This is a genomic window from Dactylosporangium sp. CA-152071 (genome assembly GCF_050936335.1).
Classification (GTDB): Bacteria; Actinomycetota; Actinomycetes; order Mycobacteriales; family Micromonosporaceae; genus Dactylosporangium; species Dactylosporangium maewongense.
In genome coordinates this window covers 2,699,104-2,716,296 of record NZ_JBNJMZ010000002.1, presented here as the reverse complement: position 1 = coordinate 2,716,296, position 17,193 = coordinate 2,699,104, and the positions used below count along the sequence as shown (strand labels likewise).

The window sequence follows — 17,193 nt, the reverse complement described above, 5'->3', positions numbered from 1 at the left end:
TCAGTTGGACGCGACGCCCAGGCCGGCACTGCCGGTCTCGGGGTTGCCGCCGCCGCCGCCGATGTGGCCCTCGGTGAGCGAGGTGAACGCGGAGTCGAGCTGCTCGCGCAGGGAGTCCAGCGTGGAGAGCTCGGCCTGGTGCGAGGACTCGCTGCCCTCGGCGGCGAAGACGTGGTCCTGCTCGGCGGAGGTGTGGTCGTACGAGGTGAAGTCCGACTCCTCGTACCGCGCGCCGCTCGGGTCGGTGTAGGACACCTGGTGGCCCTGGTCGAACGAGGTCGACTCGGCGGCCGCGTGGTCCTGCTCGTACACGTTGAACTGGTTGTCGTAGCTGCTCTCGCTGGCGTCGACCTGGTGCAGCTGGTCCAGCGACTGGTGGTCCTGGCCGGTCTGGTACTGGCCGTAGTCGGTGCCGCCGTCGCCGCCGTACGTGTCGGGCTGCTCGTCGCCGGTGTAGCCGGGGTCGAGCTGGGTGCCGTCGTCGTACTCGCTCATTGTCGCCCGCCTCAGGGAAGTCGTGGTGTGCTGCCGGAAAGAACGTTAGGCACGCCGTAGATCGCTCGAATCCCCGGAACGTGCCACCGCGGCCGACCGGACGGATGGCACGTCAGGTGTTCGTCCATTCGGTGTACGTGTAGGGGTTGTCGAGGATCTTCGTCGCCGGGATGTCCGGGTTCATGCCTTTTCGCCAGGCGTCGGGGCCCATGGTGGCGATGAGGTGCTCGACGGTCCGCTCGACGTCGGCGCGGGCCTTGCCGAGGTCGACGCCGACGAGCTTGTGGTCGCGCTTGACGATCCGGCCGTCGACCAGCACGGTGTGCACGTCCCCGCGCTGCGCCTGGAAGGCGACGTGGCCGTACGGGTTGAGGATCGGGAACATCACGGGGGAGTCGTCGTTGCGCAGCAGCACCACGTCCGCGGCCCGGCCGGGCTGGAGGCTGCCGACGACGCCGTCGAGGCCGAGGGCCCTGCTGCCGCCGCGGGTCGCCCAGTCGACGACCTGCTCGGCGCGCAGGTGCACGTGGGTGACGGTCTCGGCGCGGCCGTGCGCCTGCAGGTGCTCCCGGGAGCGGTCGGCGCCGAGGGTGGCGCGCATGGCGGAGAAGAGGTCACCGCTCCACCAGACGCTGGTGTCCATCGACAGCGACACCGGGATGCCGTGGTCGCGCAGCTGCCAGGTGGGCGGGTAGCCCTGCCCGGCGCTCTGCTCGCTCTCGGTCGACACCGACACCGAGCCGCCGGTCGCGGCGATGCGCTGGTAGGAGTCGCCGGACAGCGTCGCGGCGTGCACGTAGATCGTCGACGGGGTCATGAACCCGTGCTCGTGCATGAGCCGGATGCCGTCGTCGTTGGTGGCGCCCCACACGCCGGCGTGCGTGGTGACCGGCACGTCGAGCTCGCGGGCGACCTCGAACGCGGCCCGCTCCGGAAACGCCGGGTCACCGGTCACGTCGAACGCCATCTGGAAGCCGAGCCTGCCGCGCATGCGCCGCTCCACGAAGTCGCGGAAGCCGGGGCTGGTCGCCCACTCCCACGGGCCCTGCTGGATGTTGCCGTAGGCGAGCACGAACCGTCCCGGGACCGACTCGAGGGCGTCGGCGGCGGCGTCGGCGTGCTGCGGGGTCTGCAGGCCGTGCGACCAGTCGACGGTGGTGGTGACGCCGGCGTCGAGCGCCTCCAGCGCGCCCAGGACGTTGCCGGCGTAGATGTCCTCGGGGCGGAAATGGCGGCCTGACTCCAGGTAGTACCAGACGAAGTACTGGGTGAGGGTCCAGTCGGCGCCGTAGCCGCGCATCGCGGTCTGCCACAGGTGCCGGTGGGTGTCGATCATGCCGGGCATGACGATGCCGCCGGTGGCGTCGATCTCGGTGGCGCCCGGCGGTGCGGTGAGGCCGACGCCGACCTCGGCGATGCGTCCGCCGACGGCCAGGACGTCGGCGCCGGGCAGGACCGTGTGTGCGTCGTCCATCGTCAGCACCAGACCGTTGCGGAACAGCACTGCGTCCATCGCTGTCAACTCCCTCCGGACAAGAGTCCGTATAGCGGTCGGCGAAAGTGTGTGCCGCGTCACGGGTGCTGTCAAGGCGTCCGGATTGCCGCAGCGGCAGTCGTACCGACGCCGCAAACGCCGGCAGGAGCCTGGTTGACACCAGAAGAAGCCGGGACGAGACTGATTTGACGGACGATTGTCCGCTTGACGGACGAGAGGGAGCTGATGGCGGCACCGGAACGGAATTGCGGACCACTCGCCGGGCTGCTGGTCGCCGACTTCTCGCGGATCCTCGCCGGGCCCTACGCCACGATGCTTCTCGCCGACCTCGGCGCGGACGTGATCAAGGTGGAGGGGCCGGGCGGCGATGACACCCGCACGTGGATGCCGCCGACCCGCGACGGCGTCGCCACCTACTACCTGGGCATCAACCGCAACAAGCGCTCCATCGCCCTGGACCTGCGCGACGACGACGACCTCGCCACCGCGCGGGCCCTCGCCGCCCGCGCCGACGTCCTGATCGAGAACTTCAAGCCCGGCGGGCTGCGCCGCTTCGGCCTCGACTACACCTCGGTCGCGGCCGTCAACCCCGCCGTCGTCTACGCCTCGATCAGCGGCTTCGGCTCCGGCGCCGGTGCGGCCATGCCGGGGTACGACCTGATGGTGCAGGCCGTCTCCGGGTTGATGAGCCTCACCGGCGACCCGGACGGCCCGCCGTTCCGCGCCGGGATCTCCGTCTTCGACGTGATGGCCGGCATGCACGCGGGCATCGGCATCCTCGCCGCGCTGCACCACCGCACCGCGTCCGGCGCCGGCCAGCACGTCGAGGTCAATCTGCTGTCGTCGGCGTTGTCCGGTCTCGTCAACCACAGCAGCGGCTACGTCGCCGGCGGCACCGTGCCGTTCCGGATGGGCAACGCGCATCCGAGCCTGTTCCCCTACGAGCCGCTGCCCACCGCCGACGGTGACCTCATCGTCATCGCCGGCAACGACGGGCAGTTCCGCAAGCTGTGCGCGGTGCTCGGCTGCGAAGAACTCCTGCACGACCCCCGCTTCCAGCGCAACCAGGACCGCACCGCGCACCGCGAGGCGCTGCGCCCGCTGCTCGTGGAGCGGCTGCGCGCCAAGGGCAAACAGGAGTGGTTCGACGAGCTGATGGCCGCCGGTGTGCCGTGCGCACCGATCAACACCGTCGACGGCGGTGTCGCCCTCGCCGCGTCGCTCGGCCTGGACCCCGTCGTCGAGGCCGGCGCCGTGCCCGGCATCCGCAACCCGATCACGCTGTCGGCGACCCCGCCGCGCTACGAGCTGCCGCCGCCCGGCCTGGACGAACACGGCGAGGAGATCCGGCAATGGCTGAAGAACTGAGCTTCCCGACCGGTATCGGCACCTCTTCCGCCGACCGCATCACGCTGCTCGGCCAGGACCTGGCCGCGGACCTGATGGGCAAGGTCGGCTTCGGGGAGCTCGCGTTCTGGCTCGTCGCCGGGCGCCGGCCCGGACCCGGCGAGACCAGGGTGTTCGAGGCGGTGCTCGTCGCGCTCGCCGACCACGGGTTCACGCCCACCGCCATCGCCGCGCGGGTCACCTACGCCAGCGCACCCGAGGCGCTGCAGGGCGCCCTCGCCGCGGGGCTGCTCGGCGGCGGCTCCCGCTTCCTCGGCGTCACCGAGGACTGCGGCGTGTTCCTCCACGCCGTCCTGTCCGGGCTGGACACGCATCCCGGCGACGACGCCGGCTGGGACGCTGTCGCCGCCGGCGCGATCGCCGCCCAGCGCGCCGCCGGGAAGCTCGTGCCCGGCCTCGGCCATCCCGTGCACAAGGTCCAGGACCCGCGCACGCCGGTGTTGATCCGGATCGCCGCCGAGGAGGGTGTACGGGGTCCGCACCTGCGCCTGTTCGAGGCCATCGGCCGGGCGCACCCGGCGGTCCTCGGCCGCACCCTGCCGCTCAACGGCGCCGGGGTCTGCGGCGCGGCCCTCGCCGACCTCGGCCTGCCGGTGACGCTGCTACGCGGCTTCGCGCTCCTCGCGCGGGCCGCCGGGCTGCTCGGGCACCTCGCCGAGGAGCAGCGCACGGGCCTGGGCCTGTCGATCTACCGCACCGTCGACCGCAACGCCCGCTACGTCACCCCCGAATGAAAGGACCGGCGCAATGGCCCAGGTAGTCGCGGTCATCGCCTCGACCCATCATCCGTTCTACTACAAGGCCAGCACCTCCACCGGCGAGGACCGCCCGCCGTTCGCCGACGAGTGGGTCCGCAAGGTCACCGCGTTCCGCGAGACCCTGACCCGTGCCCGGCCCGACGTCCTCGTCATGGTCGGCTCCGACCACTTCCACCAGCTGTGGCTGGACAACATGCCGCAGTTCCTCGTCGGCAAGGCACCGTTCTACGACGCCAACTGGTACAACGAGGAGCGCGAGTTCGGCCTGCCGCGGATGACGCTGCGCGGCCATGAGGACCTCTCGGCGCACGTGCTGCGCGAGGGCCTCGACGCCGGCTTCGACCTGGCCTTCAGCAACGAGCTGCGGATCGACCACAGCATCACGTGCCCGATCATCACCCTGCGGCCCGAGGCGGACCTGCCCATCGTGCCGATCTACACCAACATCTTCGCCCCGCCGCTGCCGCGCCCCCAGCGGTTCGTGCAGCTCGGCCGGACCATCCGGGAGCTCGTCGAGTCGTGGCCCAGCGACCTGCGGGTCGCCGTCATCGGCACCGGGCACCTCTCCCTCGAGCTCGGCGGGCCCAGGCAGTTCGGCCCACACGGCCCCGACCCCGAGTTCGACCGGCGGGCCGTGGAGTGGATCGCCAACGGCGACCTCGACGGCTGCCTGTCGGAGGTGACCCTCGACAGCCTGCATGCGCCGGGCAATGCCACCCACGGGTTCATGGATTTCATGCTCATGATGGGCGTCGCCGGCGACGGCGCGAAGGCCGACTACGTCGACACCTACGACCTCTTCCACACGATGGAGGCCTACTTCACCTGGTACCCGGAAGGAGCTTTGTCATGACGAAATACCTCCTGAACAAGTTCCTGTACACAGTGGACAGAGATCCTTCCCTGGTCGAGCGCTACCGCGACGATGCACAGGGGACGGTTGCCTGGTGGGAGGCGAACGTCGCCAACGCGCTGCTCAACGGCCACACCGGCGAGGCGAGCACCTGGCAGCGGCTCACCGACGAGGAGCGGGCCGCGCTGACCGGGCACGACTACGTGGCACTGTTCTCCCTCGGCGCCCACCCGTTCCTGACGCTGACGCTGTTCATCGCGATGTTCGAACGTGACCACGACGAGCCGCTCGCCTTCCAGAAGCAGTACGCGGCCCGGCTCGCCCACTTCGACCTGCCCTACCCGGACATCGCCACCTGATGCGCGCCGCCACCATCGTCCGCTGCGGTTCGCCGCCGCTCGTCGTCGAGCGACCGCTTCCGGTGCCTTCGGCCGGCCTCGTGACCGTCACGGTGACCGCGGCGCCCATCACGCCCCTCGACGTGCTGTGCGCCTCCGGCACCTCGTACTTCGGCGCGCCCGCCGTGCCGTACGTGCCGGGGGTGCAGGGCGTCGGCACCCTCGACGACGGCACCGCCGTGTGGTTCCCGACCGACGCGGGCATGCGCCCCGGCGACGGCAGCATGGCCTCGGTCGTCGCGGTGCCGTCGGCCGACGTGGTGCCGCTGCCCGCGGGCGCCGACCACCGGCTCATCGCCGCGCTCGGGCTGTCGGCGGTCGCCGCCTGGCAGGCCCTCACGTGGCGGGGCGCGCTGCACCCCGGCGAGCAGGTCCTCGTCCTGGGCGGCGGCGGGGTCGTCGGGCAGGTCGCGATCCAGCTCGCCCGGCTCGCGGGCGCGCGGCGGGTCATCGCCGCCTGCCGGTCCGCGGCCGCCCGGGACCGCGCGCACCGCCTCGGCGCCGACGCAGTGGTCGCCATCCGCGACGCCGACGACGTGGCGACCCTCGCCCGCCGCCTCCAGGACGTGACCGACGGCCCGGTCGACCTCGTGCTCGACCCGCTGTTCGGGACCCCGGCCGCGGCCGCGCTGCGCACCCTGCGCCGCGGCGGTCGCCTGGTCAACCTCGGCAGCGCCGCGGGCGAGGTGGCGCCGCTGGACTCCGCGACGCTGCGCAGCGGGTCGCTGCGGATCCTCGGCTACACCAACACGGAGCTGAGCGCAGCGGAGAAGGCCGCCACGATGCGGTACCTCGCGGACCACGCGGCCGCCGGCCGGCTCGTCGTCGAGCACGACGCGGTTCCCCTCGCCGAGATCGGCCCCGCGTGGGCCGCCCAGGCGGCCGGGCAGGCGCCCCGGCGCCTGGTGGTCGTCCCGTGACCGGTGCGGGCTCGGGTTAGTCTCGCTCTGCGTATCAATCACAACACCTTGAGGCGGCGATGGCACAGCGCGGAGAAGGACCGGACTTCATCGAGGCCCTGGCCCGCGGGCTGGACGTGATCCGCGCGTTTCACGCCGACCACCCCAGGATGACGCTCGCCGAGGTCGCCGCCGCCACCGGTCTGGCCCGCCCCACCGCCCGCCGCATCCTGCTGACCCTGGAGGAGCTCGGCTACGTGCGGGCCACGGCCGGCGGCCACGAGCTGACCCCGCGGGTCCTGGAGCTCGGCATGGCGTATGTGGGTGCGCTCTCGCTGTGGGACATGGCCCGCCCGCACATGGAGCGGCTCGTGGCCGCCACCGGCGAGTCCTCCTCGATCACCCAGTTGGACGGCTCCGACATCGTCTATCTGGCCCGGGTCGCCGTACCGAAGATCATCGCCCTGCGGGTGCAGATCGGCACCCGCTTCCCCGCGGCCGTCACCTCGCAGGGCAAGGTCCTGCTCGCCGCGCTGCCCCCGGCGCGGCTCGACGAGGTCCTCGCCACGCCCAGCCGGTCGGGCATCGAGCCGTGGGTGCGGCACAGCCGCGCCACCCTCGACACCATGCTGCGCGAGGTCAACGCGCGCGGCTTCGCCGTGGCCGACAACGAGCTCGCCCCCGGCATCCGTTCCGTCGCCGTGCCGATCCGCGACGGCCGCGGCGAGGTCCGCGCGGCGATGAACGTGACGGTCAACTCCGCGGAGACCACCACCAAGACGCTGCTGGACCGGCACCTGCCGCACCTGCAGCGGGCGGCCGGCGCGATCAGCTCCGACTGGGCGCTGTGGCAGTCCCGGCCCCAGCTCGACCTGCCCGCCCGCACCTGAGCCGCGGGCCGGGGCTCAGCGGGCGACGCGGCGGAGGCAGGCGACGAAGCCCTGGTCCATGCTGACGAGCTCCCAGCCACGGGTCTCCAGGTACTCCACGGCGGTCAGGACCTCGTCGAGCAGGGCGTTCTGGCCGGCGCTGGGGTTGACGGCGGCGCCGATCGCGGTCGAGAACGACATGGAGGGGCCGATGACGATGTACCGGAAGGGGTAGCCGTCCAGGACGGCGCGGCCGGTGGCGATGTCGTTGGCCCGGAAGACCCTGGACGGTCGTGGCGGTGGCGGTGGCTGCACCGCCGCATCATCACACGGCCGGCGGTGCGGCGCCCTCCGGCCGTGTGACGGTGCGGGTTCAGTAGGTCCAGACCTGGTTGGCCGCGCCGGTGCAGGTCCAGATCTGCAGGCGGGTGCCGTTGGCGGAGCTGGGACCGGCCGCGTCGAGGCACTTGCCGGAGCCGGCGTTGACCAGGGTCGACCCGGTGCGGGTCCAGCGCTGCGCCGCGGTGCCGTTGCAGTCGTACAGCTGGACCTTGGTGCCGTTGGCGGTGCCGGCGGCGGTCACGTCCATGCACTTGCCGAGGGCGCGCACGGTGCCGTCCGCCAGTCGGGCCCAGCTCTGGGCGGCGGTGCCGTTGCAGTCGTACAACTGGACCGCGGTGCCGTTGGCGCTGCTCGCGCCGGCGACGTCGACGCACTTGCCGCCGTAGCCGTGGATCGGGCCGACGGAGCCAGGCGGCGTGGTGGTGGGCGGCGGGGTGGTGCTCCCGACCCAGGCGGTGGCGGCCGCGGCGCCGGTGGCGTCGATGGCGGTGTTGCTCTCCACGGGGCTCGGCACGCTGCTGGGGAAGACGATGAACGTGACCGGGCCGGCGGTGCCGCCGCTGGCGGGGTTCGGGTCGATGCCGAGCGCGACCGCCAGGGCGTAGGAGCCCTCGCCGATGATGTTGCTGGGGCCCTCGTCGGCGAAGACGGCGTAGGCGACCTTGCCGTTGTAGACGACCGCGGCGACGCTGCCGGCGCGGATGCCGTTGGCGGAGTACGTGAAGCGGCTGCTGGGCAGCGGCACGACGAAGTAGCGGGTCACGTCCGAGGTGAAGTACGCGCCGGTCGACGTGGTGAACGAGGTCTGCGCCTGGTACCAGGGGTCGGTCGAGGCGTTGCAGTGGGCGGTGGAGATGCCGTCGCAGTCGATGTCCATGTCGGCGGTCCAGAAGTACGCCGAGCCGTTCTTGCAGATCGCGACGGTCTCCGCGCCGCCGTCGTCGGTCGCGTAGCGGCCGTTGGAGACCTGGCTGCAGGTGGAGGTCTTGGCGAGCAGCTGGGCGGCGGTGGGTCCGGCGGCGAGCGCCGCGGACTGGGTGGTGAGGGCGTAGGCGGCGGTCGCGACCAGGGACAGCGCGACGGACGCGAGCGCCAGGATCGGTCTGCGCATGGCGGGCTCCAGACGACGTCAGGCGGGCGGGGACAACGGACAGGTAACCTGACTAACAGATTTCTGTCAATACGTTGCCCCCGCCCTCGGTGCCTATTCGTCGATCGCCTGGTAGGTCGTGGTCCAGAAGTCGTGGATGAGGCGGGCCGCGTCCGGCACGGACATGCCGACCTGGGTGAGCAGGATGCCGACGACCTGGTGCCGCGGGTCGGCGTAGGTCGAGGTGCCGCTGCCGCCGTCCCAGCCGAACTGGCCGACGGGCGCGTAGTCGCCGCGGTGGGTGCGCACCGCCATCCCGAAGCCCCAGCCGCCGTGCTGCCCCTGGCCGAACGACAGGTGGACGTTGTCGGTGGCCATGGCGTGCCGGGCGGCCTGCTGCGTGGGGGTGAGCCGGTTCGTGGTCATCAGGTCGACGGCGGGCCGGGACAGGATCCGCTCGCCGCGGTGCATGCCCTGGTCGAGCAGCATCCGGAAGTACGCGTGGTAGTCGTCGACGGTGGAGTTGAGGCCCCCGCCGCCGCCTGGGAACGCCGGGGGCCGGCTGTGGCGCCCGCCGTCGGCCGGGTCCCAGACGTGGAACTCGCCGGTCTGCGGGTCCGGGGCGTACAGCGGAGGCAGCCGGTCGAGATCGCCGGCGGGGACGTGGAAACCGGTGTCCTTCATGCCCAGCGGCTCGAAGACGCGCTCCCGCAGGACGGTCTCGAACGGCTGGCCGGTCACCCTGGCCACGAGCACACCGAGCAGGTCGCTGCTGATGTGGTACTGCCACCGCTCGCCGGGCTGGTGCATCAGCGGCAGCGTGCCGAGGCGGCGCATCCACTCGTCCGGCTCGGGCATCGGCGTCGGCAGGTCGGGCGTGAGCCCCTGCTCGAACACCGCGCCCATGATCGGGGTGCCCAGCGCGGTCAGGTCCATGCCGAGCCCGAACGTCGAGGTCAGCACGTCCCGCACGGTGATCGGCCGGCGCGCCGGCACGGTGTCGTCCAGCGGGCCGTCGAGCCGCTTGAGCACCTGCCGGTCGGCGAGCTCGGGCAGCCACGGCTCCACCGGGTCGTCCAGCCGCAGCCGGCACTCGTCGAGCAGCACCATCGCCGCCGCCACCGAGACCGGCTTCGACGTCGAGGCCATCCGGAAGATCGTGTCCCGGCGCATCGGCGGGCCGCCGTCGTGGCGCATCGTGCCCAGCGCCTCGACGTGCGTCCCGTCGCCCCGCGCCACCAGGGCGACGAGACCGGGGACCTTCCCGGAGTCGACGTGCCGCGCCAGCACGTCGCGCAGCCGGCCCAGCCCCGCCTTGGTGAATCCGCTCGTGCCGTGTTCCATGATCGTGCTCTCCTTGTGCGCTTCCTGCTGTGACGCCAGAACGATGGCCGCCGCCGCTGACAGCGCACCAACAGCGCACTGACACGGCCTGACGGGCCCGCACAGCGTCCGCCGCCGCGCGCTCGTGATCAACGACGGCTTCGGCAACGCACTCCACCTGGCCCGGGCGGGGTCGCCGCGCACCGGGGCCTGACCCGCGGCCGGCCGTGCGAGGGCCGGCCGCGGGTGCGGCGGGCCTACCCGCTGGACACCAGCCGGTCCTGAGGAAGCGGCGGGGGTGCCGCCTCCGGCAGCCTGTCGATCGCCTCGGTGAACGCCACGATGTCTTCCAGGGCGCGGTCGATGCGCTGCTCCTCCGACCAGTCGTCGGAGATCCTGCTGCGCCCGTTGATGGTGGGGAGCCCGCAGATGTCGAAGCCGACGCAGCGCACCCCCCGTGCCTGCGCGGCCCGGATGAAGTCCGCGACCCTGGCCCACACGTCGTTGGGGGTGTACCTGCCGTCGCCGTAGTCGGTGAAGCTGGACGACTCGATGTCGCGGTCCACGGAGATGTACAGGTCGTACCCGGACCACTGCTGCTGCCGGTCGAGCAGCGTGATGACCGCGTCGAGCTGTGTGGCCATGTCACCCGGGCCGAGGGGCGTCTTGGTCAGGGTGCCCCATCGTGCGAAGGCGAAGCTGTCCCCCCACGGCGTCGGCGACCCGGTGTTGTTGCCGATGCCGACGTACATGTCCGCCGCCGCCTGCGGGTACACGTCGCCGATCGGCCGCAGCACGTAGAGACCCCAGTTGTCGCAGCGCAGCGGCCTGGTGACCGGGACGCCGGTCTGGATGTCGGCGTGGGCGTCGAAGTTCACGACGATCCTCGCCCGGTCCGGTGGCGTCGGGCGCAACGCCCACGCCGACAGCGGCACCGACAGGTGATGACACTCGTTGGAGTCGATGACGGCGAAGTAGGGATGCCATTGCGGCAGCGCCGACAGCCACTTGTCGAACGCACAGCAGAACGTCGTCGCCTTCGTCGCCCCGTTGTTGCGGCTGTCGCCGTTGTGCGCGCCGACGGGCGTGCTGAACAGCGGGCGGGGGAGCTCCGGGCACTCCGCCCGGATGTGGGACGGCAGGTTGGCGGGGTCGTCGCTGCTTGCGTTGGTGTACATCACCGGCCGCAGCGGTCCGCGGTCCGGCAGCACGCCGCCGATCATGTCCAGCATCGGCTGCACGTGCTCTTCCGACCACTCGCCGACGGCGGGGTCGTAGCCGAGGCCCCAGCGGCCGGCGTTGAAGAAGACAGGGTCGATCTGCATGAGCGTCCCCCTACCTTGCCGTGCCCGCGGGGGCGAGCCGGGCGGTGTCGTCGGCGGGCATCCACGCCATGATCTGCGCGTACACCTCGGCATTGATCCGGACCGCGAAGTTGGCCTCGTCGCCGTAGCCGGCGACGTGGATGCCGACGACACCGAAGGTGGGCTTCGGCGGGGGGCTCGCCATGCGGATGGCGGCGCCGCTCTGGCCGGGGAAGGTGCTGATCCGGTAGAAGAGCAGGTGCTGGTCGACCTCGGTGGGCAGCTTGCCGGATCCGTTCCACATGGTGCCGGGTATCTTGTCCCCGGGGTATCCGGCGATGTTCACCTCGGCGCCGCGCAGCTGCTCGTTGGCGGCGACCGTGATCTCGGGGTACAGGCCCCTGGCCGGGTTCAGCGGCGCCGACAGGGTGATCAGCCCGAAGTCGTAGATGTACCGGGTGGCGTCGAGCACCTGCCCCGGCGGGTACGGCGCACCGGCGATCCGGTACTCCTCGGGCACCTGCCAGCCGGTGGCGCGCACGGGCGGGCCGAACGGTGTGACGCCGCCGTTGAGCGCGAGGGTCACCTCGACCGACCTGGCCCTTCCGCCGTAGTCGTCGCAGTGCAGGGCGTGCGCGCAGGTCAGGACCTGGTCGGGGGCGACCAGCGTGCCGGTGCTCAGCAGCACCGCTCCGCTGGGGAACGTGCTGCTGATGTAGGCGACCCAGCAGGCCGGGCTGACGTCGGTCGGGTCGTAGCGGACCCGGTTGTCGTCTGGGAACACGGTCTGGACAGACATCGGCGCTGGCTCCTTCGGGGCTGGCGGCCGACGGCCGGCGGAGCGCGGTGATCGGCCGGGGCGTCGACCGGAGGGGCAGGGCGTGCCGCGCCGTCGCGGTGCGGCACGGCACGCCCTCATGGGGTCCGACGGGTCAGGAGGCGAAGGCCTTCTCCCGCTCCGCGTTCTGGGCGACGAGAGCCGGGTCCTGGATGATCAGGAGGCTGGTGAGCATCTCCCGGGAGGCGATCAGCTGTCCCCACGGTTTGCCGGAGTACTCCCACCCGCCGTCGATGTTGTAGGTGACCTCGCGGCTGCCGTTCGGGGCGTTGGTGAAGTCCACGAAGATGCCCTGCGTGACCGCCTGCTGGATGACGGTGCCGTTGCTGTACGGGCGGGTCGCGAAGAAGAACGCGGCCTTGAGGATGGGCTGGAACAGGTCGGTGCTGTTGCCGTAGAGCGTGAACGCGCCGGACGGCTGGTAGTTGCCGGTCGTGTCGAGGGTGCAGATGCCGGCGGTGAACCGCTGCTGGACCCCGTTGTCGATCTCGAGGCTGCCGGACTGGCCGCCCTGATGGACCTCGCCGGTCCCGGACGGACTGTCCACAGTGAGCACCGAGCCGAGATCGGCCGGGTAGTTGTTGGTGGCGGTGATGACCGTGCCCTGCCCGTAGGTGCTAGGTGTCCACGTCGTCCCCCGTCATCGATCCGGGCACGGGTGTGCCACGGATGAAGTGTCATGGATTTCGTGCGGCATGCCTGTCGGCGAACGTGCACCTGGGTCGCGACCAGTGCGGCTGTTGCGGGTCTGTTTCTTCACCACCGCGCGGTTGAACCGTCGCGCGATTGGTGAAACTGCTCCCCACCTCGGCAAACGTGCCTGGGGCAGCCGCCGTTCCACCCACCCCGTGCGGCGGCTTCGACCCGGGTGGGCCGTCGCCCCCGGACCCCGTGCCGGGGCGGCTCCATCGGCCGGTCCCGATCCCGTCCAGGTTGGCTCTTGCCAGCCGCCCGCTTCTCGAATAATGATGTAGTCCTTCTAAAGTTAGTCAACACCTCTGCGTAAAGCCTTCCGCCCGGGCCGACGAGGTGTCACTGAACCATGCCCTCGTCAGCCGACTTCTTCCGAGCCGAGGACCCAGATGAGACGAACCCTCCGCCTCACCGCCGCCCTGCTGACAGCACTCACCCTTGGCGCCGGCACGCCCGCCGCCGCCCATCCCGCCACACCGCAGTGGAAGTCCCTCACCTACGCGGCCGCGCCGGCCGACAACCCGCTCAAGGGGTTCATGCCGTTCGCCGGCGACTACGAGACGTTCCCGCACAGCATGGAGTGGTTCTACCTGCCGTTGCGCGACGTCATGACCGGACCGGAGCAGTTCCGCTGGGGCGCCTTCGAGCGGCAGCTCGACGCCGTCGCCGGCCGGGGCCACCAGGCCGTGTTCCGGTTCTACCTCGACTACCCGGGCAAGCCGACCGGCATCCCGCAGTACCTGCTCGACGCCGGGCTCGTCGCCCGCCCGTACCAGGACTTCGGCAACAACGGCGTCAGCGTCGCGCCCGACTACAGTGACCCGCGGCTCGTCACGGCGCTGGAGAACTTCATCACCGCGCTCGGCCGCCGGTACGACGGCGACCCCCGCATCGGGTACATCACCCTGGGCCTCATCGGTTTCTGGGGCGAGTGGCACACCTGGCCCTACGACGGATGGACCCAGCCCGAGAACTGGATGCCGGGCACCGACGTGCTGACCCGCATCCTCGGCCGGTACGAGGCGGCCTTCGACAAGACGTTCCTGCTGGCCCGCTACCCCAGCCCGGAGAACAGGCCGCTGAACGTCGGCTACCACGACGACTCGTTCGCGTTCGAGACGCTGCCGCCCACGTCGTGGCACTTCGTGCAGCGCCTCATCGACAACGGCGTCACCGACAAGTGGCGCACCCAGCCCGTCGGCGGCGAGCTGCGCCCGGAGATCCAGTCCTGCCTGTGGGACGAGCCCGTCTCCTGCCCGCAGTACGAGAACTACGCCGAGTCCGTCGCGCAGACCCATGCCTCGTGGCTGATCAACCACGCGGCGTTCACCGGCGGCGGGTTCACCGGCGACAAGTACCAGCGGGCCCTCGCCGGCGCGCGGTCCCTCGGCTACGAGCTGACCGTCACCGGGGCGGCGCTGGCCCGCGACCGCGTCACCGTCCGCGTCGAGAACCGCGGTGTCGCACCGTTCTACGCCGACTGGCGGGCCGAGCTGGCCATTGTGGACAGTCGCGGCCGCGTCGAGCGGCGCTGGCACACCGGATGGAGCATGGCCGGCATCCAGCCGGGTCAGGACACGACGACGCTGTCCGCGCGCATCGACACCCGCGGCCTGCGCCCCGGCCGCCACACCGTCGTCATGCGGGTGGACAACCCGCTCCGCAACGGGATCCCGCTGCGGTTCGCCAACACCGCCCAGAACACCAGCACCGGCTGGCTCACGCTCGGCACCCTCTGACCGCTGAAAGGGAGCACCGCCCATGCGATCCCTGCGTATCCTGGCCGCCGCGGCGACCCTGGTCCTGTCCCTGCTGCCCGCCTCCGCCGCGACCGCGGCCCCGGCCGGGCCACCACCCCGGCCCGCCGCCGGGCCCGGGGCCGACACCAGCCTCACCACCCACACGTACACCTACGCCGACGCCCCGCTCGGGCAGCCGTTGAAAGGCTTCGCCCCCTACCTGTTCCCCGGCGACAACCTGTCCACGAAGTACCCCGGCGGCCTCGTCTGGAGCTACTTCGCCCTCAACGAGGTCATGAAGGACCCGGCCAGCTGCGCCGTGTTCGACTGGAGCGTGTTCGAGAAGGCCCTCGACGAGGCCGCCGTCTGGGGCCGCCAGGTCGCGTTCCGCTTCTACGTCGAATACCCCGGCGGCAGCGGCACCCACCCGGGCAACGGCATCCCGCCGTGCCTGAACGGCAAGATGGCCCTGCGCACCAACGGCTTCTGGGGCACCGTCAGCCCCGACTACGACGACCCCGACGTCGTCGCCGCGCTCACCAGCTTCATCAACGCGTTCGCCCAGCGCTACGACCGGGCCGGGCCGGGCGGCACCGCCGACCCGCGCATCGGGTTCATGTCGCTCGGCCTCGTCGGGCTGTGGGGCGAGTGGCACACCTGGCCCTACGACCGGGACGTCGCCGACGGCTACCCGGATCTGATGCCGACCGACGCGACGATCCGCACCATCATCGGCGCGTACGACGCGGCGTTCAGCAACATCCAGCTGGAGGTCCGCTACCCCCTCGCCGGCACGGAGACCGCGAACATCGGCTTCCACGACGACTCGTGGCCGTACAAGGAATGGCGCGGCGGGCAGCTCAAGGGCATGACCCTGCCGATGTCGATGAACGGCTGGGACGACGCGTTCCTGCAGCTGCAGCTCAACACCGGCACCGAGAACCGGTGGACCACCCAGTCGATCGGCGGCGAGGCCCGGCCCGAGATCCAGGGCAGCCTCTACACCGACTGGCCCAACGGGTCGAACCAGGTCGACGACGTCCTCGCCGCGACCGAGCTCACCCACATCACCTGGATGATCAACCAGACCGGCGCCGGCGGGTACAGCACCAGCGACCCGAAGGTCGCCGCGGGCGTCCGCAAGATGGGCTACAACCTGCACATCCCGCAGGCCAACTTCAACGCCACCGCGGCCGGCACGTTCAAGGTCGGCGTCACGATGCAGAACACCGGCGTCGCACCGTTCTACTACCCGTGGACGACCGTCATCGGGCTGCGCGACGCCGCCGGCACCATCGTGAAGACCTGGGACACGAGCTGGGACCTGCGGCAGGTGCAGCCGCTGAAGATCCGGGCGTTCCCGGACTGGAACGCCGGCGCCGGCTACCTCGACTACGGCCGGCCGGTGAACTTCTCCACCACGCTCAGCACCGCCGGGGTACCCGCCGGGTCGTACAGCCTGGTGCTGAAGGTCCGCAACCCACTGGAGACGGTCACGCCTGCCGTGCTGCGGGCCCGCCCCGCGGCCAGCCGCCTCACCGACTGGGTCATCGACCAGTGGCGGCCCGCGCTGCCGCTGTCCTTCGCCAACGCCAACCAGGGCACCGACGGGTGGGTGAACCTCGGCGCCGTCTCCACGTCCGGCACCTGCACCGGTGACTGTGTCGCGCCGTCGGTGCCGGCGGGGCTGGCGGTCACGGGCGTGACCTCGTCGAGCGTGGGACTGTCCTGGTCGCCGTCGACGGACAACGTGGGCGTCACCGGCTACCAGGTGCTCCGCGACGGCACCCAGGTCGGCACCGTGACCGGGACGACGTTCACCGACACCGGCCGCCCGTCCGGGCAGACGTCGCAGTACACGGTGCGCGCCGTCGACGCCGCCGGCAACGTGTCCGGCCCGTCCGCTCCCGTCAGCGCGACGACGACCGGCTGCGCGGGGGACTGCACGGCGCCGACCGCTCCGACGGGCCTGACCGCGTCCGCCGGGGGCACCAGCGTCTCGCTGACGTGGTCCCCGTCGACCGACAACGTCGGCGTCACCGGCTATGAGGTGTTCCGGGGGTCCACCCCGGTCGGGACGCCGACCGGCACCTCGTTCACCGACACCGGCCTGTCTCCGTCCACTGTGTACACCTACACGGTGAAGGCCCGCGACGCGGCCGGCAACCGCTCGCCGGCCTCCGGCGCGGTGACGGTGACGACCCCGGCCGCCCCGGCCGGCCTGCTGCTGGACGACTTCGACGGCAGCCCGGCGTACCCGTCGGCGGCGCAGAACGACCTGGGTAGGTGGACCGGCGGCAACTGCTTCCTCGACGGCGGCGGCTCCGGCGTCGTCACCGGCGGGGCGCTGAGCCTGCGGTACAACAACTGCGGCTGGTTCGGCTCCGACGTCGGCGTCGACCTCAGCAACCGCACCTACCTGGTGATCCGGGTCAAGGGTGCGGCCGGCGGCGAGCAGACCCACTTCAACCTGGGCCTCGGCGGCACCACGAAGGTGTTCGCCGACTACACCCTCGACGGCGGCGCCCACCCCGCCCTCACCACGTCCTACCAGGACATCCGGATCCCGCTGGTGGCCAACGGGATCAGCCGGAACTCGCCGTCGCAGCTGACGATGGGCTTCTGGTACGGCGGCAGCTCCACCGTCACCATCGACAGCATCAGCTTCGTCTGACGCGGTCCGCCCGGCC

Annotated in this window: 16 protein-coding genes; 8 read left to right on the top strand and 8 right to left on the bottom strand. The window is 71.6% G+C overall.

All coding sequences use genetic code 11. The features are described 5' to 3' along the window. Both ACQEVZ_RS52155 and ACQEVZ_RS52150 read right to left on the bottom strand, forming a co-directional pair. Positions 1–495 (bottom strand): hypothetical protein, encoded by a 495-nt coding sequence (locus ACQEVZ_RS52155; protein WP_433383023.1) that lies wholly within the window; start codon positions 493–495, stop codon positions 1–3. 112 nt (positions 496–607) lie between these two features. Next, positions 608–2,008: an amidohydrolase family protein gene (locus ACQEVZ_RS52150; protein WP_354904128.1), complete on the bottom strand. Its 1,401-nt coding sequence runs from the start codon at positions 2,006–2,008 to the stop codon at positions 608–610. A gap of 186 nt (positions 2,009–2,194) precedes the next feature. On the opposite strand from ACQEVZ_RS52150, the gene ACQEVZ_RS52145 reads away from it, so the two are divergent. Genes ACQEVZ_RS52145 through ACQEVZ_RS52120 form a run of 6 tightly spaced genes read left to right on the top strand, consistent with a single transcriptional unit; the run spans position 2,195 to position 7,195 of the window. Beyond that, complete coding sequence (locus tag ACQEVZ_RS52145; protein WP_433383020.1) at positions 2,195–3,358, top strand: CaiB/BaiF CoA transferase family protein; 1,164 nt, start codon at positions 2,195–2,197, stop codon at positions 3,356–3,358. Beyond that, on the top strand, positions 3,343–4,131 hold the full coding sequence (locus ACQEVZ_RS52140; RefSeq protein ID WP_433383018.1) for a citryl-CoA lyase: 789 nt from the start codon (positions 3,343–3,345) through the stop codon (positions 4,129–4,131). The genes ACQEVZ_RS52145 and ACQEVZ_RS52140 overlap by 16 nt, the downstream gene beginning before the upstream one ends. A 13-nt stretch (positions 4,132–4,144) precedes the next feature. Next, a complete protein-coding gene (locus ACQEVZ_RS52135; RefSeq protein WP_354904133.1) occupies positions 4,145–5,008 on the top strand; it encodes an extradiol ring-cleavage dioxygenase in 864 nt (287 codons plus the stop codon). After that, complete coding sequence (locus tag ACQEVZ_RS52130) at positions 5,005–5,367, top strand: hypothetical protein (protein ID WP_344498706.1); 363 nt, start codon at positions 5,005–5,007, stop codon at positions 5,365–5,367. Before ACQEVZ_RS52135 ends, ACQEVZ_RS52130 begins: the two co-directional genes overlap by 4 nt. Continuing rightward, a complete protein-coding gene (locus ACQEVZ_RS52125; protein ID WP_433383015.1) occupies positions 5,367–6,326 on the top strand; it encodes a quinone oxidoreductase family protein in 960 nt (319 codons plus the stop codon). Before ACQEVZ_RS52130 ends, ACQEVZ_RS52125 begins: the two co-directional genes overlap by 1 nt. 59 nt (positions 6,327–6,385) lie before the next feature. Next, the gene (locus ACQEVZ_RS52120) at positions 6,386–7,195 is read left to right on the top strand and encodes an IclR family transcriptional regulator domain-containing protein (RefSeq protein ID WP_344498710.1); all 810 of its coding nucleotides are present in this window, start codon (positions 6,386–6,388) and stop codon (positions 7,193–7,195) included. A gap of 15 nt (positions 7,196–7,210) precedes the next feature. Here ACQEVZ_RS52120 and ACQEVZ_RS52115 read toward each other — a convergent pair whose 3' ends face one another. The 6 genes from ACQEVZ_RS52115 to ACQEVZ_RS52090 all read right to left on the bottom strand — a co-directional run bounded on the left by ACQEVZ_RS52115 (position 7,211) and on the right by ACQEVZ_RS52090 (position 12,618). Beyond that, positions 7,211–7,489, bottom strand: a complete 279-nt coding sequence (locus tag ACQEVZ_RS52115) for a hypothetical protein (RefSeq protein WP_344498712.1) — start codon at positions 7,487–7,489, stop codon at positions 7,211–7,213. A gap of 58 nt (positions 7,490–7,547) precedes the next feature. Then, positions 7,548–8,627, bottom strand: coding sequence for a ricin-type beta-trefoil lectin domain protein (locus ACQEVZ_RS52110; protein WP_433383012.1), 1,080 nt, complete (start codon positions 8,625–8,627; stop codon positions 7,548–7,550). A gap of 93 nt (positions 8,628–8,720) precedes the next feature. After that, positions 8,721–9,950, bottom strand: a complete 1,230-nt coding sequence (locus ACQEVZ_RS52105) for a serine hydrolase domain-containing protein (RefSeq protein ID WP_433383010.1) — start codon at positions 9,948–9,950, stop codon at positions 8,721–8,723. Between the two features lie 236 nt (positions 9,951–10,186). Beyond that, complete coding sequence (locus ACQEVZ_RS52100) at positions 10,187–11,254, bottom strand: hypothetical protein (RefSeq protein ID WP_433383008.1); 1,068 nt, start codon at positions 11,252–11,254, stop codon at positions 10,187–10,189. Between the two features lie 10 nt (positions 11,255–11,264). After that, positions 11,265–12,032 carry a trypsin-like serine peptidase gene (locus tag ACQEVZ_RS52095; protein ID WP_433383006.1) on the bottom strand — a complete coding sequence of 256 codons (768 nt, stop codon included), beginning with the start codon at positions 12,030–12,032 and terminating at the stop codon, positions 11,265–11,267. 133 nt (positions 12,033–12,165) lie between these two features. Beyond that, positions 12,166–12,618 (bottom strand): hypothetical protein, encoded by a 453-nt coding sequence (locus ACQEVZ_RS52090; protein WP_433383004.1) that lies wholly within the window; start codon positions 12,616–12,618, stop codon positions 12,166–12,168. A 535-nt stretch (positions 12,619–13,153) separates the two neighbouring features. Between ACQEVZ_RS52090 and ACQEVZ_RS52085 the strand changes: the two genes are divergently transcribed. Both ACQEVZ_RS52085 and ACQEVZ_RS52080 read left to right on the top strand, forming a co-directional pair. Next, entirely contained in the window at positions 13,154–14,503 is a 1,350-nt protein-coding gene (locus tag ACQEVZ_RS52085) for a DUF4832 domain-containing protein (protein WP_433383002.1), read from the top strand. 22 nt (positions 14,504–14,525) lie between these two features. Continuing rightward, complete coding sequence (locus tag ACQEVZ_RS52080; protein ID WP_433383000.1) at positions 14,526–17,177, top strand: fibronectin type III domain-containing protein; 2,652 nt, start codon at positions 14,526–14,528, stop codon at positions 17,175–17,177. The last annotated feature ends 16 nt before the right edge of the window (positions 17,178–17,193 follow it).

Bases quoted from the DNA above. Each gene is read 5' to 3' on its own strand.
- ACQEVZ_RS52155 (WP_433383023.1), bottom strand. From the start codon at position 495: ATGAGCGAGTACGACGACGGCACCCAGCTCGACCCCGGCTACACCGGC.
- ACQEVZ_RS52150 (WP_354904128.1), bottom strand. From the start codon at position 2,008: ATGGACGCAGTGCTGTTCCGCAACGGTCTGGTGCTGACGATGGACGAC.
- ACQEVZ_RS52140 (WP_433383018.1), top strand. From the start codon at position 3,343: ATGGCTGAAGAACTGAGCTTCCCGACCGGTATCGGCACCTCTTCCGCC.
- ACQEVZ_RS52135 (WP_354904133.1), top strand. From the start codon at position 4,145: ATGGCCCAGGTAGTCGCGGTCATCGCCTCGACCCATCATCCGTTCTAC.
- ACQEVZ_RS52130 (WP_344498706.1), top strand. From the start codon at position 5,005: ATGACGAAATACCTCCTGAACAAGTTCCTGTACACAGTGGACAGAGAT.
- ACQEVZ_RS52125 (WP_433383015.1), top strand. From the start codon at position 5,367: ATGCGCGCCGCCACCATCGTCCGCTGCGGTTCGCCGCCGCTCGTCGTC.
- ACQEVZ_RS52120 (WP_344498710.1), top strand. From the start codon at position 6,386: ATGGCACAGCGCGGAGAAGGACCGGACTTCATCGAGGCCCTGGCCCGC.
- ACQEVZ_RS52110 (WP_433383012.1), bottom strand. From the start codon at position 8,627: ATGCGCAGACCGATCCTGGCGCTCGCGTCCGTCGCGCTGTCCCTGGTC.
- ACQEVZ_RS52105 (WP_433383010.1), bottom strand. From the start codon at position 9,950: ATGGAACACGGCACGAGCGGATTCACCAAGGCGGGGCTGGGCCGGCTG.
- ACQEVZ_RS52100 (WP_433383008.1), bottom strand. From the start codon at position 11,254: ATGCAGATCGACCCTGTCTTCTTCAACGCCGGCCGCTGGGGCCTCGGC.
- ACQEVZ_RS52095 (WP_433383006.1), bottom strand. From the start codon at position 12,032: ATGTCTGTCCAGACCGTGTTCCCAGACGACAACCGGGTCCGCTACGAC.
- ACQEVZ_RS52085 (WP_433383002.1), top strand. From the start codon at position 13,154: ATGAGACGAACCCTCCGCCTCACCGCCGCCCTGCTGACAGCACTCACC.
- ACQEVZ_RS52080 (WP_433383000.1), top strand. From the start codon at position 14,526: ATGCGATCCCTGCGTATCCTGGCCGCCGCGGCGACCCTGGTCCTGTCC.